The sequence below is a fragment of the Streptomyces sp. NBC_00572 genome (genome assembly GCF_026341815.1).
In the GTDB taxonomy this organism is placed as follows: Bacteria; Actinomycetota; Actinomycetes; order Streptomycetales; family Streptomycetaceae; genus Streptomyces.
In genome coordinates, this window is record NZ_JAPENX010000001.1 from 5,989,693 (window position 1) to 6,013,888 (window position 24,196).

Sequence of the window (24,196 nt, forward strand, 5' to 3'; positions counted from 1 at the left end):
GCGGGGTCCTCCTGAAAGGGGATGGGGGATCAGCAGGACCGGCCGGCGCCCGCGCGGTGGTCGACGAGGGCGGGCACGGCCCTCGGGTGGTCGACCCGGGTGCGCAGGACGGGGGTCCAGCCCGCGTCGGCCCGCAACAGCTCCTCGGGGAACTGCGTGTTGTGGACGGCGAGGAGGTCGACGGGCTTGCCGTTCACGTAGTTGCCCACCGTGGTGACGGGCGCGTCCTTCCACTTCTTCAGGATCTTCCCGGCCGGCACGTCCCCGGCGAGCGTGAACGCGTTCTTCTCCGCGAAGAGCTGGGACTCCTGCCCGATGCCGAGGCTGTACGCGTAGGCCGAACTCGGCACGACGAAGTGGTTGTTGTACGCGTCGACCTGCCCGAACCGGACCCGCGGCGCCCGCTCGATCACGTTCTCGAAGAGGTTGTGGTGCAGGGTGACCCGCAGTTTCCCCCGGTCGGTGGCGCCCGCGCTGTCGCTGTTGCCGATCATCAGGGTCTTGTCGTGGTCGGTGAAGACGTTCCAGGAGATCGTGACGAGGTCCGCACCCCGTACGACGTCCAGCTCCCCGTCGTGCTGCTGGTAGACCTCCCCGTAGTACGAGGGCAGCGAACTGTCCGGGTGGGCCCCGTCGGTGAAGGTGTTGTGGTCGATCCACACATGGGTGGAGCCGTAGACGACGAGGCCGTCGTACTCGGAGTTCCACGCACCGGTCGCGCCGTCCGTCGGGTCCCACTGCGGGAAGCAGTCGAGCGGGCTCTCCATCGTGAGGTTGCGGATCACCACGTTGTCGACGCCCTGCACCTGGAGGCTGCCGCCGGTGATCCCGGCGTCCCTGCCGACACCGGCGATCGTGGTGTTCGCGGGGACCTTGACCTTGATGGCCTTGCCCTGGGCGGTCGCGGAGGCCGCCCGCAGGTCCTCCTGGGGGCCGCTGACCACGGTCTCGTACCCCCAGACGGCGGGGTCGTAGTCGGCGAGGTAGCGGGCGAAGTCGTAGCCGGGGGCCTCGAAGGCGGCGCAGCCGGCGGCGGTGGCGTTCAGCGTGCCGACCACCTTGACGATCCTGGGCTCGGTGCCGGGCACGGCCAGAGCGTCCCGGAACTCCTCCCAGGTGGTGACGGTGAAGACTCGGGAGGCGTCGGCGGCGGCCCCGCCGGTGGTGCCGGTCCCGTCGGACGCCCAGCCGTCACCGGCCGGCAGCGTCGCGCGGGCGGGGTCGGCGGCGGGGCGCGGGGCGGCGTGGGCGGCGGGGGCGGTGACCGCCAGGGTGAGGGCGGTCGCGGCCACCACTCCCAGTCGCGTGCGTCGGTTCATGGGCTGCTCTCCTCGGACTCGGGCCAGGTGATCCACTGGGTGGGTATCTCGTCGTCCAGGCGGCGCGTCTCGCGCGGTGCGAGGACATGGGTGCGGAGCAGCTCGGCGGCGGCGAGGCGGGCCACCTCGATCGCCCCGGGCGGGTTGAAGTGGGTGTTGTCCTGCTCGGTCGCGGTCCAGTTGAAGTACGTCTTGGTGGCCTCGGGACCGAGCCGCTGCCACAGGGCGAGCGACAGCGCCTCCAGGTCGAGGAGCGGGACGTCCGACTCGCGGGCGGTCTCCCGCATCGCCGCCGGATACGCGCCGAGCGTCCGCAGGGCGGTGCCGTCCACGTCGAACTTGCGCCGCTCGACGGAGGTGGCGAACACCGGGAGGGCGCCACGGGACCGCGCGCCCTCGACGAAGACCCGCAGATTGTCCTGGTAGGTGGTCCACGGCTCGGTGTACCGGCTCGGATCGGCGACCTTCTGGTCGTTGTGACCGAACTGGACCAGGAGCAGGTCGCCGGGGCGGAGCGCCTTCAGTACGACGTCGAGGCGCCCCTCGTCGAGGAAGCTCTTGGTGCTGCGCCCGTTGACGGCGTGGTTGGCGACCCGCACGCCGTGGTGCAGGAAGAAGGGGAGGGCCATGCCCCAGCCGGTCTCGGGAGCGGCGTCGGCGTACTTCTGGGCGGCGGTGGAGTCGCCCGCGATGAACAGGGTGCGCATTCGGGGGTGTCCTTGGGAACGGGCCGGGGGAGCCCCGGCCAGGGCGAGCGCGAGGCCCGCCCCGGCCGTGACCACCGCGCGGCGGCCTACGCTCACTGGTTCTGCTGCTTCCACTCGGCCTGCGCCGCGTTCAGCTGCTCGGCCAAGTGGTCGAGGAACTCCTTGGCGCCGGACGTACCGAGCAGGACCTTCTGGAAGCCCGGCTCGTTCTCGGCCTTGGAGATCGTGTTCCAGTCCGGCAGGTAGTACGGCAGCTCCACGATGGTGGCCTTGCCGCTGAAGAGGACCTCGGCGCCGAGCTTGGTCGGCTCCGCCTCCTGGAGCCACGGGTCCTGGGCGGCCTCCGTGTTGGCGGGGATGGCGCCGGCCGACTTGTTCCACTTGCTGTTGGAGGCGTGCGAGGCCGCGAACTCGATGAACTTCCAGGCAGCGGCCTTGTTCTTGCTGGAGGAGAAGAGCCCGAGGCCGTCGACCGGGTTGGAGACCTGCACGCGGGTGCCGTCGTCCAGAGTCGGGTTGGGGATGCCCCGGAACTTGTCGGTGCCGAGCGCCTTCACGTGGTCCTGGTAGGAGCCCAGGTTGTGGTTCAGCATGCCGATCTGGCCGCTGTCCCACTGCGCGACCATCTTGGTGAAGTCGTTGTTGACGTCGGCGGCCGGGGTGGTCTTCTTGAAGAGGCCGGCGTACTTCTCCAGCGCCGCCACGTTCTTCGGATCGTTGACGGTGGTCTTGTCGCCGTTCCAGAAGCTCGTGATGCCGCTCTGGCCGTACATGGCGTCCAGGGCCTGCGCGATCGAGCCCGCGCCGCCGCGGATCGTGTAGCCGAACCGGTTCTTGTCGGTGGCGGTCAGTTTCTCCGCCGCCGCGTAGAACGTCGACCAGGTGGTGGGTTCCTGCAGCCCGGCCGCCTTGAACAGATCGGTGCGGTAGTAGAGCACGCCGTTGCTCGCGGAGGTGGGGACGGTGAACAGCTTGTCCTGCCCGCCCGCCGCCTTCACGCTCGCGACCATGCCGGCGTTCAGCTTGCCCTTGAGCGCGCTGTCCTCGATCCGGGCGTCCAGCGGTTCCAGGGCGTTCTGCGCGGCGATCCCGGCGAGCATCGCCGCGCCGACGCCGCCCACGTCCGGCAGGCCGTCGCCCTGGATCGCGGTGTCGTACTTCGACTGGACCTCCTTGGAGGCGATCCCGACGTACTCGACGTCGATGTCGGGGTTCGCCTTCTCGAAGTCCGCGATGATCTCCTTCCAGACGTCGGTGCGGACACCGCCGTTGTTGTCCCAGAAGGTGATCTTTCCCTTGCCCGATCCCTCGGTTCCCTTGTCGCCGCCCCCGCCGCTGCCGTCGTCACCGCAGGCGGTGGCGGTCAGGGCGAGGACGGAGGACAGGGCGAGGGCGAGGGCGGCTCTGCGCCGTCCGCCGGGGAAGATGGTCATCGTCGGCTCTCTTCTCTCGGGGTGTTGCGGGGACTTTCGGGGATGGGGATGTGGGGGAGTTCAGGGGGCGCCTCGGAGCGCGCCCGGCGGGCGGGGTCCTCAGCCGGCGGTGACGCGGAAGGCGGAGAACACGGCCGTCCCGGCGTGTCCCGCACCCTCCGGCGCCCCGGCGAACAGACCGAGCAGGGCGCCGACCCAGCGCCAGGGAGTGGCGGCGAACTCCGGTCCGAGCCGGACCGGGCCGTCAGCCGTGTCGTCGGTGGCGTACGAGAAGCGGCAACGCGCGTCCGCCGTGACCTCGATCCGGAGCAGGACCCGGTCCCCGGCGACCGGCCGGGAGTGCGCCGCGTCCCGTTCGTGGTCCGCGTTGCCCGGGGCGAAACGGTGCACGAGCCGGGCCGTGCCGTCCGGGGCACGCTCCAGACCGATCCACGCGTACGCGTCCCCCAGGACCACGAGCCCGGCGCGGGCCCCGGCCGCCTCGGAGCCGAGCCGCAGCCCGACCTCGACGGTCACGGCCCCGGCGGGCAGCCGCTGGGTGAGGACGTGCGGCATGCTCCGGAGGTCGTCGAGCCGGTCCGTCCGCACACAGCCGAGCCGCAGTCCGTCGCCCGAGTGCTGACTGGCCCAGCCCTCGCCCGGGTTGGCGGTCCACTGCCACTGGCGGCCGAACCGCCCGCCGGGAAAGGTGTCGTCCACCGCCGGCCGCGCGGGCGGCTGCTCCGGCAGGTCCGGCTTGCGGTGGACCCGGACCGGGGCACCCCCGGCGCCGAGCACGGGCCAGCCGTCCGCATCCCAGCGCATCGGCTGGAGATGGACGAGCCGGCCGTGCGCGCCGGACTGCTGGAAGTGCAGGAACCAGTCCTCGCCGCGCTGGGTGCGCACCCAGCCGCCCTGGTGGGGGCCGTTGACGTCGGTGTCGCCCTGCGCGAGGACGGTCCGCTCCTCGTACGGGCCGAAGAAGGACCGCGAGCGGAACGCGCCCTGCCAGCCGGTGGCCACGCCCCCGGCCGGAGCGAGGATCCAGAACCAGCCCTCGTGCCGGTACAGCTTCGGGCCCTCCAGGGTGAACCAGCCCGGAATCCGGTCGGCGTCGACGAGGACCCGGCCCTCGTCGAGCACCTTCGTGCCGTCCGGGCTCATCCGGTGCCCGGTGAGCCGGTTGTTGAACCCCGCGCGGGACTTGGCCCAGGCGTGCACGAGATACGCCTCGCCCGACTCCTCGTCCCACAGCGGGCAGGCGTCGATCAGACCCCGGCCCGCCTTCACCAGGTGCGGGGCCGTCCACGGGCCGCGCACGGAAGGGGCGTTGACCTGGAAGATCCCGTGGTCGGGGTCGCCCCAGAAGATCCAGAACCGGCCGTCGTGGTGCCGGAACGAAGGCGCCCACACCCCCCGGTCGTGCCGGGGCTCCGTGAACGCGGCGGCCGGTTCGAGCCGCTCCAGGGCGTGGCCGACGAGCGTCCAGTTGACCAGGTCCCGGGAGTGCAGCAGCGGCAGGCCGGGCGCGCGGCCGAAGCTGGACGCCGTCAGGTGGTAGTCCTCGCCGACCCGGACCACGTCGGGGTCGGACCAGTCGGCGGCGAGGACGGGGTTGCGGTACGTGCCGTCTCCGAGGTCCCCGGTCGCCCCGACCGCACCGGGCCCCGTCACGAGGTCACCGCCTTGCGTACCAGGGCCGCCGCCTCGCCCCGGTCGAGGCGGCCGTCGGCGACCACGGTCACCACCCGCCGTACGAAGGTCTCCCCGGCCGTCACCGGAAGACGCCGGTCGTGGGCGAGCGAGGAACCGACCCCCGGGTACTCGGCCGCCCGGACGAACCAGGGGTCCTCACGGGTCCGGGCCGTCGCCCCGGCGAACACCAGGGTCCAGCCGCCGCCCACGAGCGCCACCCAGTCCGAGCGGACCCCGTGCACCGCCTCCTCGCCGTCCGCGTCCGCCGCCGGCCCGAACACCGCCGGCGCCTTCGTCTCCTTCGGCGCGCGCCAGAAGAAGCCGCCGTACGCCGCGCCCGGCCGGCCGTTCGTCGCGGGACTGCCGATCGACAGGTCACGGCCGGACACATTGGTGAGGGAGAAGGTGAGGTCGAGCGCCCAGGCCGTCTCGGTGAGCGCGGTGGCCGCCACCGTACGGTGCTCGCGGAGCAGCCGTTCGCCCCCCGCCGTCCAGGTCAGCTCCTCCACGAAGCCGTCCGGGTCGCACAGCTTGAACCCGTCGTGCCGCTGCACCCCGTGGTCGTCGAGCTGCACCGAGCCGCGGTCGCGGACGAACGTGCGCCCGCCCCAGAAGTTGTGGCCGGCGACATCGGGCACGGCGACGCCCGCGCCGAGGTGGTGCGGATGGTCCTCGGGCACCGTCTCGGTCACCGGGCGCCCGGCGAGGGTGGTCACCGGGTGCAGGTACGGCCGGGGGGAGTGGTCGAGGGCGAGGTCGGGCCGGGTCGTGCAGCGGGCGACGGTGACGCCCGCGCAGCGCAGGACCGTCGACGGCTCGGGGTTCATCGGGCCTCCGTCCGGGTCGACGGAGCCCAGGGGGCGCCGAGTTCGGAGAACAGCCTCAGCTCGTCGGCACTGGCGTCCACCAGGGCGTCGACGCCGTCGACGACCCGGCGCGGTGCGCTCTCGCCGGGCTCGGCGTGCCAGTGCGCGGCGGCTATCCCCAGCGGGTCGGGAGCCGTCCGTACGGCCTCGACGACCCGCATGAACGCGCCGGTCGCCGACGGCGGGACCCACAGCGGCTCGCCGTCCGTGACGTGCGCGACGAGGTTCTCCAGAAGGTCGGTGCGGCCGTACTCGGTCTCCACCGGGCCGTGCCCGGCGCGCTGCACGAGCACCCGGTCCTGCCGGTACCAGAAGGTGATCCGGCCCTGGCTGCCGTGGACGATGACGTACGGCTCCGAGGACTTCTCGGCACAGAGCGTCGCCGCGACCGTGACCTGGGTGCCGGCCGAGGTGACGACGCGTACCGCCGAGGTGTCGTCGGACTCGATGGCGTGGGCGTGCAGCAGCTCGGTCTCGATGTGCTCGACGTCCTCGGCCCGGGTGGAGCCGGACAGCGCGAGCGCCGTGGCGACGGCGTGGGCGAGGGGGTTGGTGAGCGCCCCGTCGACGACGTCGACCCCGTCGAGCTTCCGGTGGCCTGCCCAGGGGGCGCGCCGGAAGTAGGCCTCGTCACGGACCCAGGCGCCGGCCGCGCCGACGCCGAGGAGTTCGCCGATCGCGCCGTCCCCGACCATCCGGCGGATCGCGGGCACGGCATGCGAACCGAGCGACTGGAAGCCGATCTGGCAGGCCACCCCCGCGGCCTCGACCCCGTCGGCCATCCTGCGGAACTCGGCGAACGAGGGGGCGGGCGGCTTCTCCAGGAGGATGTGCGCCCCGTGCCGGGCGGCGGCGAGCGTCATGTCGGTGTGGGTCTGGATGGGGGTGCTGAGCACGGCGATCCGGGCGCCGGTGGAGACGAGGAGCGCCTCGAAGTCGGCGGACTGCGCCGGGTCTCCGATGCCGTCGAGCTCGTCCGCGTCGAGCGGGCGCAGCTCGCAGACCCCGGCGAGGCGGACGAGCCCCTGCTCTTCGAGGCGGCGGATGTTGAGGAGGTGGCTGCGGCCGTGGCCGCGGGCGCCGGCGAGGACGACCGGCAGCGGGGTGGTGCGTACGGTGTTCATGTCTTCCCTGTTCGTGCGTGCTGTGCTGATGCCGACGGCCCCGTTCATCCCTTCACCGCCCCGGCGCTGAAGCCGGTGACCAGCCACTTCTGGATGAAGGCGAAGACGACGACGACGGGCACGGCGGCGACGACGCCGCCCGCGGCGAGCGCCCCGAGGTCGACGCTGTCGGCGCCCATGAGGGTGTTGAGGCCGACCGGGATCGTCTGCTTGTCCTGGCTGCTGAGGAACATCAGGGCGAAGAGGAAGTGGTTCCAGGCGTGCACGAAGGCGAAGGAGCCGACGGCGACCAGACCGGGCCGGAGCAGCGGGAGGACCACGATCCGGAAGGCGGAGAAGCGGTTGCAGCCGTCCACCCAGGCCGCCTCCTCCAGGGAGTACGGCACGTTCCTGATGAAGCCGCTGATGAGGATCATCGACAGCGGGAGCTGGAAGACGGTCTCGGCGATGATCACACTGCCGAGCGAGTTGATCATCTTCAGCTCGGCGAAGATCTGGAACAGCGGGACGAGGAGCAGGGCGCCCGGCACGAACTGCGAGCAGAGCAGGGCCAGCATGAAGCCCTTCTTGATCTTGAAGTCGAAGCGGGCCAGCGCGTAACCGCCGGCCAGGGCGACGACGGTGGTGCTGATGAGCACGGCGACGCCGATGAGCAGGCTGTTCTGGAAGAAGACGCCGAAGCTCCGCTCGTTCCAGACCTTCTCGAAGTGTGCCGTCGTCATCGGCCAGGGCAGCAGCGAGGTGGAGCCGGCCGGACGTACGGCGAAGAGCAGGATCCAGTAGAAGGGGATCAGGGTGAAGAGGAGGTAGATCCCGAGGGGCAGATAGATCTGCCAGCGGGGCACCTCGTCCCAGGCCCTGCGCCTGACGCGGGCGGCGGAGGGCGGGGTCCGGTCGGGCGGCTGCGCGCCCCGGGGCGGGGTCACGTCGGCCGGGGCCGGGCTCAGGGTGGACTCGGCTGTCACTTGCCGTCGCCTCCGAACTTGCTCAGGCGCAGATAGACCATCGAGCAGAAGAGAAGGATCACGAACGCCACCGTGGTGAGGGCGGAGGCGTATCCGAAGTTGTGGGCGTCGACGCTGGTGTGGGCGATGTACAGCGGCAGGGTGGTCGTCTCGCCCGCGGGGCCGCCGCCGGTCAGCGTGTACAGCAGGTCGACGTTGTTGAACTCCCAGACCGCGCGCAGCAGCGTGGACAGGACGATCGCGTCCCGGATGTGCGGCAGGGTGATGTGGACGAACTGGCGGACCCGGCCCGCCCCGTCGACCTCGGCGGCCTCGTACAGGTCCTTCGGTACGGACTGGAGGTCGGCCAGGATGAGGATGGCGAAGAAGGGCACCCCGCGCCAGAGGTCGGCGATGATCGCCGCCGGGAAGACGGTCGCGGTGTCGGAGAGCCAGGACGTGCCGTACGTGCCGAGGCCCATGTCCGCCAGATAACGGCTGATACCGGTCTGGGAGTTGTAGAGCAGCACCCAGATCGCGGAGGTGAGCACTCCGGAGACGGCCCACGGGGAGAAGACGAGGGCCCGGCCCAGGGCGCGGCCGACGAAGGTCTGGTTCACGATGAGGGCGAGCGCGAGACCGAAGAGGAGCTGGAGCGTCACCTCGACGACGACCCACTTGAGGCTGAAGGTCAACGTGCCCCAGAACCGCGGGTCGTCCGTGAAGATCCGGGTGAAGTTGTCCAGGCCGGCGAAGCCGTTCCGCCAGGGCTTCGTGGGGTTGTAGTGCTGGAGGCTGTAGTAGAAGACGCTGAGCACCGGGTAGGCGATGAAGCCCAGCATCAGCAGTCCGGCGGGGGCGATCAGCAGGTACGGCAGTCGGCGGGGGGTCGCTCCCGTGCGGCGGCGGCTCCGTGCCGTGACGGCTCGGGGCGGTGGGGTCACAGCTGAGGCCATGACGGCGGCTCCGTTCTCGGTGAAGCGCTTCGCGAACGACGTTCGAGATTTCGGACACGATGGGGCGGGTGGAGCTGGAGGTCTGAGGAAGGGCCCGGCGGCCGGGTTTCAGGAGCGGGCTGTCAGCCCGCGTACGGATCGGGGGTGGCGCCCGGCCTGGCCAGGAACTCGAAGTCGCAGCCCGTGTCGGCCTGGGAGATCTGCTCCATGTAGAGCGCGCCGTAGCCGCGCTCGTACCGGGCCGGCGGCGGTGTCCACGCAGCCCGGCGGACGTCCAGCTCCTCGTCCGTGACGTGCAGATGGAGGGAGCGTGCCGCGACGTCGAGGGTGATCGTATCGCCCGTACGGACGAGGGCAAGTGGTCCGCCGACATGGGACTCGGGCGCCACGTGCAGCACACACGCCCCGTAACTCGTCCCGCTCATCCGCGCGTCGGAGATCCGCACCATGTCCCGAACCCCCTGCTCAAGCAGGTACCGGGGGATGGGCAGCATGCCGTACTCCGGCATCCCGGGCCCGCCCTTGGGGCCCGCGCCGCGCAGCACGAGGACGTGCTCGGGCGTGATGCCGAGCGCCGGGTCGTCGATGGTCCGCTGCATCGACCGGTAGTCCTCGAAGACGACCGCGGGACCGGTGTGCTTCAGCAGCCGCGGCTCGGCCGCGATGTGCTTGATGACCGCCCCGTCGGGGCAGAGGTTGCCGCGCAGCACCGCCACCCCTCCCTCGGCGGCCAGCGGCCTGGAACGGTCGCGGATCACCTCCTCGTCGTGGACGAGGGCCCCGTCGAGCTGCTCCCGCAGGGTGGCGTGGGAGACGGTGGGCCGGTCCAGGTGCAGGACGTCGGTCAGCCGGGAGAGGAAGCCCGGCATCCCGCCCGCGAAGTGGAAGTCCTCCATCAGGAACTGTCCGCCCGGCCGCAGGTTCGCGAGGACCGGGACCGTCCGCGCGATCCGGTCGAAGTCGTCGAGCGTCAGCTTCACCCCCGAGCGCCCGGCCATCGCGATCAGATGGATGACCGCGTTGGTCGAACCGCCGAGCGCGAGCACCGCGGCGACCGCGTCCTCGTACGCCTCCCGCGTCAGGATCCGCGACAGCCGCAGGTCCCGCCGTACGAGTTCCACGATCCGCAGCCCCGAGGCCGCGGCCATCCGGTCGTGCCCCGAGTCCACCGCCGGCACCGAGGAGGCGCCCGGCACGGTCACGCCGAGCGTCTCGGCGGCGGCGGTCAGCGTGGACGCCGTCCCCATCGTCATGCAGTGGCCCGGGGAGCGGGCGAGTCCGCTCTCCAGCTCCGCCATCTCGCAGTCGCCGAGGTTCCCGGCCCGCTTCTCGTCCCAGTACTTCCACATGTCCGTACCGGAGCCGAGGGTCTCGCCCCGCCAGTGTCCCGGCAGCATCGGCCCCGCCGGGACGAACACGGCCGGCAGGTCGACCGAGGCCGCACCCATGAGCAGCGCGGGGGTCGTCTTGTCGCAGCCGCCCATCAGCACCGCCCCGTCCACCGGGTACGAGCGCAGCAGCTCCTCCGTCTCCAGGGCGAGGAGATTGCGGTAGAGCATCGGGGTCGGCTTCTGGAAGGTCTCCGAGAGGGTGGAGACCGGGAACTCCAGCGGGAAACCGCCGGCCTGCCACACCCCCCGCTTCACGGCCTGGGCGCGGTCGCGCAGATGGACGTGACAGGGGTTGATGTCGGACCAGGTGTTGAGGATCGCGATCACCGGCTTGCCGAGGTGTTCCTCGGGCAGATAGCCGAGCTGCCGGGTGCGGGCCCGGTGGCTGAAGGAACGGAGGCCGTCGGTGCCGTACCACTGGTGACTGCGCAGGTCCTCGGGGCGTCGCCCGGCGCCGGCCGGGTCTCCGGTGCTCATATCGGCCACCCGGCGGCGATCGTGGCGACCTCGGCCCGCTCGCTCTCGGGGAGTTCGCGGCTCGGCGGGCGGACCTCGCGGCGGCAGAGGCCGAGCGAAGCGAGGGCCTCCTTGACCACGGTCACGTTGTCGGCACTGCCGTTCGCCGCGCGCAGCTCCTCGAAGCGGCGGATCCGCTCCCAGACCTTCATCGCGGTCGGGTAGTCGCCGGCCCGCAGGGCGCCCAGCATCTCCAGTGAGAGCGCGGGGGAGACATTGACCAGGCCGGAGGTGAACCCGGTGGCGCCGCTCGCGAAGTAGGCGGGGGCGTACGGCTCGGCGAGGCCCGCCACCCACACGAACCGGTCGAGGCCCGCGTCCCGCGCGAAGCCGGCGAACCGGGCCGCGTCGGGTACCGCGTACTTCACACCGACGACATTGGGGCAGACGGCGCCCAGCTCGGCGAGCCGGGCCCCGCCGATCAGCGGGTTGCGGATGTACGGGACGACGCCGAGCTCCGGGACGGCCTCGGCGATGGCCCGGTGGTAGGCGACCCAGCCGCTCTCGGAGACGTACGGGTGGACGGGCTGGTGGACCATCACCATGTGGGCGCCCGTGGCGCGGGCGTGCCGGGCCGCCTCGACCGCCGTCGGCACGTCGTGGCCGACGCCGACCAGGATCGCGGCGCGGTCGCCCGCCTCCTCGACGGTGATCTCGGTGAGGGAGCGGCGCTCCTCGGGGGTGAGGGCGTAGAACTCGCCGGTGTTGCCGTTGGGGGTGAGGGTGCGGACCCCGCTGTCCAGGAGCCGGCGCAACAGCGCCCGGTGCGTGACGGTGTCCACGGAGCCGTCCTCGGCGAACGGCGTGACCGGGATGGCCACGACGTCGGCCAGTGCGGTCCTCAGGGTGTCGAACTCGATGCTCACGTGCTGCCCGCTCATTCGTTGATCATGGGGGACTGGTTCATGGGGGACTGGTTCATCGGGGGCGGGTCCATGGGGGGCGGGTCCATGGGGGAGTGCGGGAAGGCGCGCTCGACGAACGAGGCGATGTGGTCGTGCACGGCCAGGCCCGCGCCGTCGACGTCGCCCGAGTCGGCCAGCCGCAGGATCTCCTCGTGCTCCGCGGCCTCGCGCTCCCAGGAGGGGACGGCCGCCCAGGCGACCGTGGAGACCAGCGCGGCCTGGTCGCGGACCTCGTCGAGCATCCGGCCGAGCAGCGGGTTGCCGCAGGGCAGGTAGAGCGCGCGGTGGAAGTCGCGGTTGGCCAGCGACCGTTCGGCCGGGTCGTCGGCCCCGGCCGCGCGCCGCAGCGCCTCGTGCGCCGCGTCGAGCGGGGCACCGGAGGCGACCGCCCGGCGGACCGCCTCGGGCTCCAGGAGCAGCCGCACGTCGTAGACGGCGCGGGCCATGTCCGCGTCGACCATCCGGACCGTGACGCCCTTGTACTGGCTCATCACCACGAGTCCGCTGCCCGCGAGGGTCTTCAGCGCCTCGCGGACGGGCGTCTTCGACACCCCGAAACGCGCGGCGAGTTCGGTCTCCACGAGCGCCTGCCCGGGTCTGAGTCCCCCGGTGAGGATGTCGTGCTTGATCGCTTCCAGGACGTACTGGGTGCGGGAGGGGATGGGACTGGGGGCGAAGGCCATGGCGCACTCTCAGATCTCATGTATCGCGTCTCATATATGACGTACGAAGTGCAACGGGCATGAAGCTATGGGGGCGTTCGTGTTTCGTCAATGCTTCGCGCAAGCGGTTTCTACGGCGGGATCCAGCGGCGATCACTCGGCTGTGGGGGCTGGTTCGCTGTTTTGTTTTCTGGGATAACTATTGAGGGCTCGGTGCAGCCCCTCCCCACCCCACCCCCAAGGACCAGCATGAAGTTCACCGACGGCTTCTGGCTGATGCGCGAGGGCGTCCACGCCTCGTACGCCACCGAAGTCCGCGATCTGCGCCCGGAAGCCGACCGCTTCACCGCCTACGCCTCCGTCAAGCGGGTCGAGACCCGCGGCGACACCCTGAACTCGGCCCTTCTGACCGTGGAGTGCCACGCGCCCGCCGAGGGCGTGATCGGCATACGCGTCACCCATCACGCGGGGAAGGCCCACCGCGGACCCGACTTCGACCTCGACCGCCCCGGATCGGGGGCGGGCAGGCTCCGCACGGACGGACCGGTCGTCGAGCTCGCCTCGGGGCCGCTGCGGCTGCGCCTGGACCGATCGGCGCCCTGGACCCTGGAGTTCGGCGACGCCGAGGGGCGTGCCCTCACCCAGGCCGGCCGCAAGGGCACCGCGTTCGTCACCACCCCCGACGGCGCCCACCACATGGCCGTCCAGCTCGCGCTCGGCGTCGGCGAGCAGATCTACGGCCTCGGCGAGCGCTTCACCCCCTTCGTGAAGAACGGCCAGAGCGTCGACATCTGGCAGGCCGACGGCGGCACCAGCAGCGAACAGGCCTACAAGAACATCCCGTTCTACCTCTCCTCACGCGGCTACGGCGTCTTCGTCAACCACCCCGGCCGCGTCTCCTTCGAGATCGGCTCGGAGGCCGTCGGCCAGGTCCAGTTCAGCGTCGAGGACCACACCGTCGAATACTTCGTCGTCGCGGGACCCACCCCCAAGGACGTCCTCGCCCGCTACACCGCGCTCACCGGCCGCCCCGCCCTGCCTCCGGCCTGGTCCTTCGGCCTCTGGCTGACCACCTCCTTCACCACCGACTACGACGAGGCGACCGTCACCTCCTTCGTCGACGGCATGGCCGAACGGGACATCCCGCTCTCCGTCTTCCACTTCGACTGCTTCTGGATGCGCGAGTACCAGTGGTCGGACTTCCGCTGGGACCCCGAGACCTTCCCCGACCCGGAGGGCATGCTGGCCCGGCTCAAGGCGCGCGGGCTGCGCGTCGGCATGTGGATCAACCCGTACATCGCCCAGAAGTCCCCCCTCTTCGAGGAGGGCAGGGAGCGGGGCCATCTCCTCAAGCGGCCGAACGGCGACGTCTGGCAGTGGGACCTGTGGCAGCCCGGCATGGCCCTCGTCGACTTCACGAACCCCGAGGCCAGGACCTGGTTCCAGGACAAGCTGCGACCGCTGCTCGCGCAGGGCGTCGACTGCTTCAAGACCGACTTCGGCGAGCGCGTCCCCACCGACGTCGTCTGGCACGACGGCTCGGACCCCGAGCGCATGCACAACTACTACGCCCAGCTCTACAACCGGACCGTCTTCGACCTCCTGGAGAAGGAACGAGGCACCGGCGAGGCCGTCCTCTTCGCCCGCTCCGCGACCGCCGGCGGCCAGCAGTTCCCCGTCCACTGGGGCGGCGACTGCTGGGCCTCCTTCGAGGCCATGGCCGAGTCCCTGCGCGGCGGACTCTCGCTCTCCCTGAGCGGCTTCGGCTTCTGGAGCCACGACATCGGCGGCTTCGAAGGCACACCCGAGCCCGAGGTCTTCACGCGCTGGCTCGCCTTCGGGCTGCTCTCCTCGCACAGCCGGCTGCACGGCAGCGACTCGTACCGGGTGCCCTGGGAGTTCGGCGAGGAGGCCGTGGAGGTCGCCCGGCGCTTCACCCGGCTCAAGCACCGCCTGATGCCGTACCTGTATGGGGTGGCGGCGGAGGCGCACGCGACGGGGATGCCGGTGATGCGGCCGATGCTCCTGGAGTTCCCGGAGGACCCGGCGTGCCGGACCCTGGACCGGCAGTACATGCTCGGCCCCGACCTGCTGGTGGCGCCCGTGCTCAGTCCCGGGGGCGAGGTCGAGGTCTACCTCCCGGCGGGCGACTGGACCCACCTGCTCACGGGCGAGACGGTGACCGGCCCGTGCTGGCGCCGGGAGACCCACGCCCTCGACAGCCTCCCGCTGTACGTCCGCCCCGGCGCGGTCCTCCCCCTGGGCGCCGACGACTCGCGCCCGGACGGCGACTGGCTGGACGGCCTGACGCTGCTCGTGGCACCGGGAGGTACGGGGGAGGGGCAGGGCGCGGTGACGGTCACGGTCCCCGACCACACGGGCGCCCCGGCGGCCGTCTACCGGGTGACCCGAACGCCGGAGGGGCCGCGTGCGGCGGTGACCGGGACGGATCTGCCGTACGAGGTACGGGTTCTGCGGGCGGACGGATCATGACCGGGACGCCCCTTGGGGTCGGGCCGTAGGGTCGGGCCATGACGAACACGCGGACGATACGAGATCCCGAACAGCGCAAGAAGGACCTCCTCGCGCGGCTCGCGGAGGAGGTGGACATCTGGGTGGCCTCGGCGAGTGCCGACGGGACGCCGTACCTCGTACCGCTGGCCTTCCACTGGGACGGCACGGACATCTGGCTGTGCACCCGGCTGACCAACCCCACCGGCCGCAACCTCCGTACCGGCGGACGGGCCCGGCTCTCCCTCGGGCACACCCGGGACGTCGTCCTGATCGACGGCGAGGTGACGACCCTCTCCGTCGGCGACGTACCGACCGCGGCGATCGAGGAGTTCGCCGCGAAGTGCGGCTGGGACCCCCGGAACTCGGGCCCCGCGTACGGCTGGTTCCGGGTCCGGCCCACCGCCGTGGAGGCATGGCACGAGGAGCCCGAACTCGCCGGGCGCCACCTGATGCGGGACGGTGCCTGGGTGGTCTGAGGCGGGTGGATAACGGGGTGCGCCGGGTGGTGGGAGACGGGTAACCTGCCCGCCATGTCGAGCCCCGAAGCATCCAGGGTGGGGGCTTTCGGTCACGCCGTCAGCCCCCTGATCCCCTGATTCCTGAACGTCTGAACCTGTGAGCCGGTAGTCCGCCTGCGCCCTCCCGCCGCCCCGCGCGGCCGGACGGGCCGCGCCGGTGTGCCCAGGTCGGGGGTGCTGACCGTGGTGACGAGACGTCGTTCTCGTAGCCCTCCTCACCCCGGAGCCACCCTTGACGCGTCCCTCGACGCCTTCCTCGATGCCCCTTCCCCTGTACCTGCTCGCCCTCGCGGTCTTCGCCATGGGCACCTCGGAGTTCATGCTCGCCGGGCTGCTGCCCGACATCTCCCGCGACCTCGGCGTGAGCGTCGGCGCGACCGGCGCGCTCACCTCGGCCTTCGCGATCGGCATGGTCGTCGGCGCCCCGCTGACGGCCGCGCTCGCCCGTGACCGGTCCGGCCGGGCCGGACTGCTCGGATTCGTCCTGGCCTTCCTCGCCGCCCATGCCGTGGGCGCCGTCACCGGCAGCTTCGCGGTCCTGCTCGCGACCCGTGTCGTCGCCGCCCTCGCCCACGCGGGCTTCCTCGCCGTCGCCCTGACGACAGCCGCCGCGCTCGTCCCGCCCGAGCGGAAGGGCCGTGCGCTCGCCGTGCTGCTCTCCGGCACGACCGTGGCCACGGTCGTGGGCGTGCCGGGCGGCGCGCTGCTCGGCGGCCTCTTCGGCTGGCGCGCCGCGTTCTGGGCGGTCGCCGCCCTGTGCCTGCCCGGCGCGCTCGGCGTCCTCCGGGGCGTCCCGGCCCACCCCGTACGGAAGGACGCGCACGGTCGGCGGGACGCGGACGGTCGGAGAGACGTGGATGGTCGGCCGGACGCGGACGGTCGCCGAGACATGGAGGGCAGGCGGGACGATCCCGGCGCCCGGCAGTCCACGGACGACCGGCCCGCGCTACGGGCGGAGTTCGCGCGGCTCAGGAGTCCGCGGCTCCTCCTGGTCCTGCTGTCCGGCGCCCTGATCAACGCGGCGACCTTCGGCGCCTTCACCTTCCTGGCCCCCGTGGTCACCGGATCCGCCGGACTCGCCGAACCGTGGGTCCCGGTCGCCCTGGTCCTCTTCGGAGCCGGTTCCTTCGTGGGGATCACCGCCGCCGGCCGGCTCTCCGACCGCCGCCCCGGCCTGGTCCTCGCCGTCGGAGGCCCGCTGCTGCTCCTCGGCTGGCCCGCCGTGGCGCTGTTCGCGGACCGGCCGGTGGTCCTCCTCGGGCTCGTCCTGGTGCAGGGAACGCTGTCGTTCGCGCTGGGAGGCACCCTGATCGCCCGGTCCCTGTACGCGGCGGCCGGGGCGCCCACCATGGCCGGGGCCTACGCCACCGCCGCCCTCAACGTCGGCGCGACGGTGGGACCCCTCCTCGCGGCGGCGACCCTCGGGACCTCGGCCGGACCCCTGGGACCCTTCTGGGCGGCCGCCGTGCTCGTCGCGGCCGCACTGCCCGTCGCTCTCGCGGCCGTCCCGGCACGCGGCACACGCGCCTGAGCACCCCGCGTACGACGAGAGCCCGGCACCGGAAGGCTCGGTGCCGGGCTCTCGGGTCGGTTCCGCCGGTCCCTCAGCCGACGAAACCGACGTGGGCGAGGCGCACCCGCCCGCGCAGGGCGACCCGGAGGTCCACCACGTCCTGCGTGAGCACCGGGGCGACCAGGGTGCGGTAGGCGTACGGCCCGTCCGTCGGCTCGACATCGAACCGGGCCAGGAGGGTGCCGTCGGCGAGGGACAGCTCCACCGTTCCCTCGCCCGCGACCGTCACCGCCGCCTCCGAGACGCCGTCGGCGAAGTAGCAGGCCCGGTAGACGAGGCGGCCGTCCGCGTCCGGGTCCGCCGGAGTCACCGCGTCACCCGAGACCTTCGTGCGGTCCACGATCACCGTGCCGGACTGCTCGTCGTAGTCGGCCGCGGCGAGGCCTTCCACCCGGACCGGACGCGGGCCCGGCGCCTCGCCCGCCACCTCGACGCGGACCGTGCGGCGGATGTCCGCGGCGGACGCGCCCACCTGGATCTCGTACGGGCCCGGCTCCACCGTCCACCGGCCGTGGGCCACGTCCCAGTACCCGAGCGCGGCCACCGGCACCTCGAAGGAGAGCGTGGCGGACGCGCCGGGCGCGATGCCCACGCGCGCGTGGGCGACGAGTTCCCGGTGCGGGCGCGGTACGGAGGGCGCCACTACGCGCGCGTACACCTGGATCACCTCGTCCGCGGTGACATCACCCGTGTTGGCGACCGTGCAGGAGACCGTCACGGTCCCGCCGTCGACGGCGGCCGTCAGCTCCTCGTACGCGAAGCTCGTGTACGACAGGCCGTGCCCGAACGGGAAGAGCGGTGTGCCGTCGAAGTACAGATACGTCTGCCGGCCGCCGATGACGTCGTAGTCCAGCATGTCGGGCAGGTCCTCGTCCGCCGCGTACCAGGTCTGCGGGAGCCGCCCCGCCGGGGAGACGTCACCGGCCAGGATCCGGGCGAGCGCCGTACCGGCCGCCTGCCCGCCGTGCGCGGTCCACAGCACGGCCGGGAGCGTGGCGGCGGCCTCCGGGACGGCGTACGGGTACGAGGAGACCAGGACGAGGGCGGTCCGCGGGTTCGCCGTGTGCGCGGCCCGCCACAGCCGCTCCTGGTGGGCGGGGAGGGCGAGCGTCGTACGGTCCTCGGTCTCCCGGCCGTTGATGTGCGGGTCGTTCCCGGCGACGACGATCACCGTGTCCGCCCCGGCGGCGGCCCGGGCGACCGCCTCCTCGCCCCGCTCGATCACCTCCACCGTGAAGGGTTCGGCCGATTCCCGGTCGGCGGCAACCTTCACGCCGTCGGCGGCGACAGAGACGTAGCCACCCGTACCGAGGTGCAGAAGGAGGTGTCGGTTCCCGTGTTCCTCACGCACCGCGTGTCCCTCGTGGGCTTCGAGTCGGAAGGTCTCCTGGACGACCCAGCCGCCGGGTTCGTCCGCGGAGGCGCGGACGAACCCGTCCTCGGCGACCGACAGGTACCGGCCGTCGGGTGCGCGCAGGGTCAGTACCCCGTCGCCCCAGTCGACGAGGGCGAGTTCCGAGCCCTCCGCGTCGGCGGTGAGCGGCGGAAGGTCGGTCCGGCCCGCCAGCAGGGCCGGGTCGAGCGCGACCTCGGTGCCCCGCACCGTGCCGGCCGCGCCGCCCTCCGGCACCCGCAGCACGGTGCCGGACGCGGTCCGCAGCCGTACCCGGTCCACGCCCTCGGCGAAGGTCACCCGGTCCGCGCCGAACCGCTCCCGCAGCCCGTCCAGCGGGGAGGAGCGGTGGATCGGCGAACCGCTGTACCAGTCGAGCTTGCAGGCGTCGGCGAGCAGCCCGACCACGGCGATCCGCCGCCCGCCGTCCGCGAGCGGCAGCAGCGGGCGGTCCGGCCGCTCCGGGGACCTGCCGCGCAGTTCCGGGCCGCCGGAATCCGTGCGCTCGTCGCGCGACACCGGGCCACCCGGCTCCAGGGGCTCGTTGCGCAGCAGGACGACGGCCGCCTCCGCCGCCTCGCGGGCCAGTTCCCGGTGCTCGGCCGTGTCGAACCGGTCCTCGGCCGCGTACGGACCGAGCTCCGGGTCGAACTCCCCGAGCAGACACCGCACGGTCAGCTGGCGCCGTACCGCCCGGTCCACATCGCCCTGGTCGAGGAGTCCGGCCTCCAGGGCCCGCCGCAGCCGCCCGAGGATCACCGAGGTGTCCGTGCCGTGGTCGGTGAAGGAGTCGACACCGGCGCGCAGCGACGCCGCCAGCGCCTCCTCGTGCGTCGCGAAGTACCCCTGGGAGTCGGCCAGGTTGGACGGCGCGCCCGCGTCCGAGCAGACGAGCAGCTCCTGGTCCGTCCAGGTGCGCAGCTCCTCCTCCAGGTACGGGGAGAGGTGGTTGGGCCGGCCGTTGACGAGGTTGTACGCGGGCATCACCCCCGCCACCGCGCCGGCCTCCACGGGTCCGCGGAAGGCCCGCAGGTCGTACTCGTACAGCACCCGCGGTCGTACGGAGGCCGAGGAAGTATCCCTCGCCGCCTCGTTGTTGTGGGCGAGCCAGTGCTTGAGGACCGGTGCGGTACGCCAGTACACGGGATGGTCGCCGCGCAGGCCCCGGGTGTACGCGGTGGCGATCGCGGCGGTCAGCGTCGGGTCCTCCGCGTATCCCTCCTCGCCGCGTCCCCACAGCGGGTTGCGCAGCAGGTTCACCGTCGGTGCCCAGACGTTGAGGCCGACCCGGTCGTCCTTGGTGCGCATCGCCCGCGCCTCGCGGGACACCGCCTCGCCCACCCGGCGCACCAACTCCGGGTGCCAGCTCGCCCCCAGGCCCACGGACTGGGGGAACACGGTCGCCGGCCCCATCCAGGCGACGCCGTGCAGGGCCTCCTGGCCGGTGCGGAAGGCGGCGAGACCGATCCGGTCGACACCGGGCGCGAACTGGTGGAGGAGCGCCAGGCGTTCGTCGGCGGTGAGCCGGTCGAGCAGATCGTCGACCCGGGAGGCGACGGGGAGCGCCGGGTCACGGAAGGGCGGCCGGTGTGCGGTCACGTGCGAGTCCCTTGCAGAGGAGCGTGGATGCCGACAGGGCGGAGCTTTCGAAGCGCTTCGATGCTCCGTGTGGGAGGAGTGGGTGTCAAGCGGTCGAGGGCGATCATTCACCGTGCCCTCAAGCTCACTTGAGAGGAGCGGGTCTGTCGTGGAATCCCCGGAGATTCTCGGGAACGACTCTTGCCGCGCCTGTGGCGGTCACTTAACCTCGCAGCAATATCGAAGCGCTTCGACTCGATCGTCGACAGCGCCCGGGGTACCGCCCCGCCCGCACCACCTCCACCACCGCAGCCGGCCGGCACCTCCACGGTCGCCGTATGTCCTGGCGCGTGCCATGAAGGGTTGACGCAATGACGCCGAACGCCGTCTCCACGGGCTCCCGGAGATCCGCCCCGAGCCGGAGCGACTCCGGGCAGAGCCGCAGGGGCTTCCTCGCCTCCACCGCCGTCGCCGCCGCCGCGGTCGCCGGCGGCGCACCGCTGCTCGCGGCCTGCGGTGGCGGCGGCTCGGACGGCGGGAAGAAGGACGGCACCACCACCGGCAAGGACGCGGCGAAGCTCCTCCCCGCCTTCGTTGCGAGCACCGTCGTCGCCCCCGACATCGCGCCGAAGAACGGCTCGGCCGCCGGCTTCACCCGCGCCATCCCGAGCGCCGAACTCAAGGCCTCCGTCGACGGGAAGCGGGGCAAGGGCGGCGCCCTCACGATCATGGCCCCGTTCTGGGGACCGCCGCCCGCCCCCGACAACCCGTACTACCAGGCCATGAACGACGCCATCGGCGTCCGGGCCACCTGGCAGAACCAGGACGGCAACGTCTACGACCAGAAGCTCGGCGCCGTCCTCGCCTCCAGCGAGATCCCCGACGTGGTCGTCGTCCCCGGCTGGAACCTCGGCGGCAAGATCCCCAGCGCCGTCGACGCCAAGTTCGAGGACCTCGGCCCGTACCTCTCCGGCGACAAGGTCAAGGCCTACCCCAACCTCGCGGCGATCCCCACCGACGCCTGGCAGCGCTCGATCTTCGGCGGCAAGCTGCGCGGGCTCCCCATGCCCGCCTCCTACGTCACCAACATCGCGCCCTTCTACCGCAAAGACCTCTTCGACGCGAAGGGCTGGCAACTCCCCAAGAGCGCCGACGAGTTCCTCGCCCTCGCCAAGGAGATCACCAGCGCCAAGGCGAAGGTGTGGGCCTGCGGCGACATGACCTGGACCGCGTACAACATGTTCGGCGTGCTGCTCGGCAACGACAAGGCGCTCGGCTGGAACCTGGTCGACGGCAAGCTGATCAACCGCATCGAGACGCCCGAGTACCTCGAAGCGCTCGAATGGACCCGCAAGCTCTTCGACGCCGGAGTCGTCCACCCCGACGAGAAGACCCAGAACCAGGGAGACACCGGCAACCGCTTCACCGCCGGCCAGTGCCTGATCTACAACAACGACCTCTCCCACTGGTACGCCAAGACCTCCGAACAGGCCGCGCAGAAGCCGACGTTCGCCATGGCGGCCATGGACATCCCCGGCCACGCCGGCGGCCTGCCGAAGCTGTGGGCCACCAACCCCGCCAACATCTGGGCCTTCATCAGGAAGGGCAGCTCCAAGGCCGTGATCGAGGACGCCCTCGCCGTCGCCGACTTCACCGCCGCGCCCTACGGCACCAAGGAGCGGATGCTCACTGACTACGGCGTCGAGGGCGTCCACCACACCGTCAAGAACGGCCTTCCGGTCAAGACCGACAAGGGCAACCAGGAGGTCAGCAGCTCCTGGATGTTCGTCGCGAGCCCCGCCCCGTACATCGCCCACCCCGACACCCCCGAGGTCACCCGGGCCATGATCGAGTGGCAGCAGCGCATGGGCGCCGTCACCTCCAAGTCCTCGTTCTACGGCATGACCGTCACCGAACCGTCCCGGTGGACCGGCCTCATGAACGACTTCGAGCAGCTGGAGAAGGACATCGTCCGCGGCCGCAAGAAGGTGTCCGACATGCAGCAGGCCGTCTCCGAGTGGAAGACCAAGGGCGGCGACGAGCTCCGCGACTGGTACCGGAAGCTCCTCGACACCAACGGTTCCGCGGCGAGCTGACCGTGAGCACGCTCGACACCAAGACGGCGGAGCCGCCGGCCGCGGGGCCCGCCACAGGCGGCGCCCCACGGGGCCGCCGCCGTGACCGGCGGCGGAGCCGTACGGCCGGGCACGTCCCGCTCGGCCGGCGGCTCCGCCGTGACCGGACCCTGCTCCTGATGACCGTCCCGGCGCTCGCCCTCGTCGTCGTCTTCAACTACGTCCCGATCCTGGGGAACGTGGTCGCCTTCCAGGACTACGACCCGTACATCTCGACCAACGGCGTCACCGCCATGCTGGAGAGCCCCTGGGTCGGCCTAGCCCAGTTCGAACGGGTCTTCTCCGACCCGGGGTTCTGGCACGCCGTCGAGAACACCCTCGTCCTCTTCCTCCTCCAGCTGGTGCTCTTCTTCCCCGTGCCCATCGGGCTCGCCCTGCTCGTCAACAGCGTGCTGCGGCCCCGCGTGAGAGCGGTCGTCCAGGCGATCCTGTATCTGCCGCACTTCTTCTCCTGGGTGCTCGTCATCACGGTCTTCCAGCAGATCCTCGGCGGCGCCGGCATCATCGCGCAGACCCTCCGGCAGTACGGCTACGAGGGCTTCGACCTCATGACCGACCCGGCGATCTTCAAGTTCCTCGTCACCGCCGAAGGCATCTGGAAGGACGCGGGCTGGGGCGTCATCGTCTTCCTCGCCGCGCTCGCCGCAGTCAACCAGGACCTGTACGAGGCCGCCGCCATGGACGGCGCGAACCGGTGGCGCCGGATGTGGCACGTCACCCTGCCCGCGCTGCGGCCCGTGATCGCGCTGCTCCTCGTCCTCCGCGTCGGCGACGCCCTCACCGTCGGCTTCGAACAGCTGCTGCTCCAGCGCGACGCCGTCGGCCCGGGTGCCGCCGAGGTCCTCGACACCTTCGTGTGGTGGACCGGTCTGCGCAGCCAGGACTTCAGCTACGCGGCCGCCGCAGGCCTGGTGAAGGGAGTCGTCGGCCTCGTGCTGGTGCTCTCCGCGAACAAGACCGCCCATCTCATGGGCGAGCAGGGGGTGTACCGGAAGTGACCCAGAGCCTGGAAGTGACCCGACGACCGGAAGTGACCCGACGACCCACCTCGCCGCGGTGGGCGGCGCCCGCCCGGCCCGTCTGGGAGGAGCCGCCCGGCCGGGCGGGCCTCGCCGCCAAGGGCGCGATCCTCGTCCTCGCCTGCCTCGCGGTCCTCCTCCCGCTGTGGATCGTGGTCGTCACCAGCCTCTCGTCCAAGAAGACGATCACGGAGACCGGCGGACTGGTGGTCGTCCCCAGGGACATCACCTTCATCGCCTACCAGGAACTCCTGAGCGGCGGCCAGGTCACCCGCGCGGCCGTCGTCAGCGTCCTCGTCACCGTGACCGGCACGCTCTTCTCGATGGCCGTGTCGATCCTCTGCGCGTACGGACTCTCCCGGCCCGGCTCGCTCGGCCACCGCTTCATCCTGCTCGTCCTGATGGCCACCATGTTCTTCGGCGCCGGCCTGATCCCCACGTACCTCCTCGTGCAGACCCTCGGCCTCACCGACACCTATCTCGCGCTGATCCTCCCCAGCGCCGTCAGCGTCTTCAACATCCTCGTCCTGCGCGGCTTCTTCATGGGCGTCTCACCCGAACTCATCGACAGTGCGCGCATCGACGGAGCGGGAGACATGCGGATCCTCTGGCAGATCGTGATGCCGCTGTCGAGGGCGGTCATCGCCGTCATCACCCTGTTCTACGCGGTCGGTTACTGGAGCGCCTGGTTCAACGCCTCCATCTACCTCAGCGACCAGAACATGATGCCGCTGCAGAACGTCCTCATCCAGCTCGCGCAGAAGCAGGAGATCCCCGTCGGCCTCGGCCAGGCCGTCAAGGCGGGCAACCTCTCCGGCCTCGCCGTCCAGATGGCGGTCATGGTCCTCGCCCTGCTGCCCGTCGCCGTCCTCTCGCCCTTCGTCCAGAAGCACTTCAGGAAGGGCATGCTCACCGGCGCCGTCAAGGGATGAGCCCGCACCCGCCCCACACAACCCCCTCTCTCTTACG

Annotated in this window: 18 protein-coding genes; 6 read left to right on the plus strand and 12 right to left on the minus strand. The window is 71.8% G+C overall.

What is annotated here, in order from left to right; translation table 11 throughout:
- Positions 1–29: 29 nt before the first annotated feature.
- The 11 genes from OG514_RS27315 to OG514_RS27365 all read right to left on the minus strand — a co-directional run bounded on the left by OG514_RS27315 (position 30) and on the right by OG514_RS27365 (position 12,518).
- Complete coding sequence (locus OG514_RS27315; protein WP_266899273.1) at positions 30–1,319, minus strand: polysaccharide lyase family 1 protein; 1,290 nt, start codon at positions 1,317–1,319, stop codon at positions 30–32.
- Positions 1,316–2,122, minus strand: coding sequence for a rhamnogalacturonan acetylesterase (locus tag OG514_RS27320; protein ID WP_266899275.1), 807 nt, complete (start codon positions 2,120–2,122; stop codon positions 1,316–1,318). The genes OG514_RS27315 and OG514_RS27320 overlap by 4 nt, the downstream gene beginning before the upstream one ends.
- Complete coding sequence (locus OG514_RS27325; RefSeq protein ID WP_266899277.1) at positions 2,119–3,459, minus strand: sugar ABC transporter substrate-binding protein; 1,341 nt, start codon at positions 3,457–3,459, stop codon at positions 2,119–2,121. Before OG514_RS27325 ends, OG514_RS27320 begins: the two co-directional genes overlap by 4 nt.
- Before the next feature lie 99 nt (positions 3,460–3,558).
- Complete coding sequence (locus OG514_RS27330) at positions 3,559–5,112, minus strand: glycoside hydrolase 43 family protein (RefSeq protein ID WP_266899279.1); 1,554 nt, start codon at positions 5,110–5,112, stop codon at positions 3,559–3,561.
- The gene (locus OG514_RS27335) at positions 5,109–5,960 is read right to left on the minus strand and encodes a PmoA family protein (RefSeq protein ID WP_266899281.1); all 852 of its coding nucleotides are present in this window, start codon (positions 5,958–5,960) and stop codon (positions 5,109–5,111) included. Before OG514_RS27335 ends, OG514_RS27330 begins: the two co-directional genes overlap by 4 nt.
- A complete protein-coding gene (locus OG514_RS27340) occupies positions 5,957–7,123 on the minus strand; it encodes a Gfo/Idh/MocA family protein (protein ID WP_266899283.1) in 1,167 nt (388 codons plus the stop codon). The genes OG514_RS27335 and OG514_RS27340 overlap by 4 nt, the downstream gene beginning before the upstream one ends.
- 44 nt (positions 7,124–7,167) lie before the next feature.
- The gene (locus OG514_RS27345) at positions 7,168–8,088 is read right to left on the minus strand and encodes a carbohydrate ABC transporter permease (protein ID WP_266899285.1); all 921 of its coding nucleotides are present in this window, start codon (positions 8,086–8,088) and stop codon (positions 7,168–7,170) included.
- The gene (locus OG514_RS27350; RefSeq protein WP_266899287.1) at positions 8,085–9,023 is read right to left on the minus strand and encodes a carbohydrate ABC transporter permease; all 939 of its coding nucleotides are present in this window, start codon (positions 9,021–9,023) and stop codon (positions 8,085–8,087) included. Before OG514_RS27350 ends, OG514_RS27345 begins: the two co-directional genes overlap by 4 nt.
- A 122-nt stretch (positions 9,024–9,145) precedes the next feature.
- The gene (gene araD, locus OG514_RS27355; RefSeq protein ID WP_266899289.1) at positions 9,146–10,891 is read right to left on the minus strand and encodes an L-arabinonate dehydratase; all 1,746 of its coding nucleotides are present in this window, start codon (positions 10,889–10,891) and stop codon (positions 9,146–9,148) included.
- Complete coding sequence (locus tag OG514_RS27360) at positions 10,888–11,796, minus strand: dihydrodipicolinate synthase family protein (protein WP_266900981.1); 909 nt, start codon at positions 11,794–11,796, stop codon at positions 10,888–10,890. Before OG514_RS27360 ends, araD begins: the two co-directional genes overlap by 4 nt.
- An 11-nt stretch (positions 11,797–11,807) precedes the next feature.
- Entirely contained in the window at positions 11,808–12,518 is a 711-nt protein-coding gene (locus OG514_RS27365; RefSeq protein ID WP_266899291.1) for a GntR family transcriptional regulator, read from the minus strand.
- A gap of 228 nt (positions 12,519–12,746) precedes the next feature.
- On the opposite strand from OG514_RS27365, the gene yicI reads away from it, so the two are divergent.
- The 3 genes from yicI (at position 12,747) to OG514_RS27380 (ending at position 17,060) form a co-directional block, all read left to right on the plus strand.
- Positions 12,747–14,990 (plus strand): alpha-xylosidase, encoded by a 2,244-nt coding sequence (yicI, locus tag OG514_RS27370; protein WP_266899293.1) that lies wholly within the window; start codon positions 12,747–12,749, stop codon positions 14,988–14,990.
- A 38-nt stretch (positions 14,991–15,028) separates the two neighbouring features.
- The gene (locus OG514_RS27375; protein ID WP_266899295.1) at positions 15,029–15,487 is read left to right on the plus strand and encodes a pyridoxamine 5'-phosphate oxidase family protein; all 459 of its coding nucleotides are present in this window, start codon (positions 15,029–15,031) and stop codon (positions 15,485–15,487) included.
- A gap of 301 nt (positions 15,488–15,788) precedes the next feature.
- Positions 15,789–17,060 carry an MFS transporter gene (locus OG514_RS27380; protein ID WP_266899297.1) on the plus strand — a complete coding sequence of 424 codons (1,272 nt, stop codon included), beginning with the start codon at positions 15,789–15,791 and terminating at the stop codon, positions 17,058–17,060.
- 73 nt (positions 17,061–17,133) lie between these two features.
- Here OG514_RS27380 and OG514_RS27385 read toward each other — a convergent pair whose 3' ends face one another.
- Positions 17,134–20,094, minus strand: coding sequence for a glycoside hydrolase family 3 C-terminal domain-containing protein (locus OG514_RS27385; protein ID WP_266899299.1), 2,961 nt, complete (start codon positions 20,092–20,094; stop codon positions 17,134–17,136).
- A 350-nt stretch (positions 20,095–20,444) separates the two neighbouring features.
- On the opposite strand from OG514_RS27385, the gene OG514_RS27390 reads away from it, so the two are divergent.
- The 3 genes from OG514_RS27390 to OG514_RS27400 are packed head-to-tail and all read left to right on the plus strand — an operon-like array spanning position 20,445 to position 24,159.
- Positions 20,445–22,169, plus strand: a complete 1,725-nt coding sequence (locus OG514_RS27390; protein WP_266899300.1) for an extracellular solute-binding protein — start codon at positions 20,445–20,447, stop codon at positions 22,167–22,169.
- A gap of 2 nt (positions 22,170–22,171) precedes the next feature.
- Entirely contained in the window at positions 22,172–23,206 is a 1,035-nt protein-coding gene (locus OG514_RS27395; protein ID WP_266899302.1) for a sugar ABC transporter permease, read from the plus strand.
- 32 nt (positions 23,207–23,238) lie between these two features.
- A complete protein-coding gene (locus OG514_RS27400) occupies positions 23,239–24,159 on the plus strand; it encodes a carbohydrate ABC transporter permease (RefSeq protein WP_266899304.1) in 921 nt (306 codons plus the stop codon).
- Positions 24,160–24,196 lie beyond the last annotated feature (37 nt).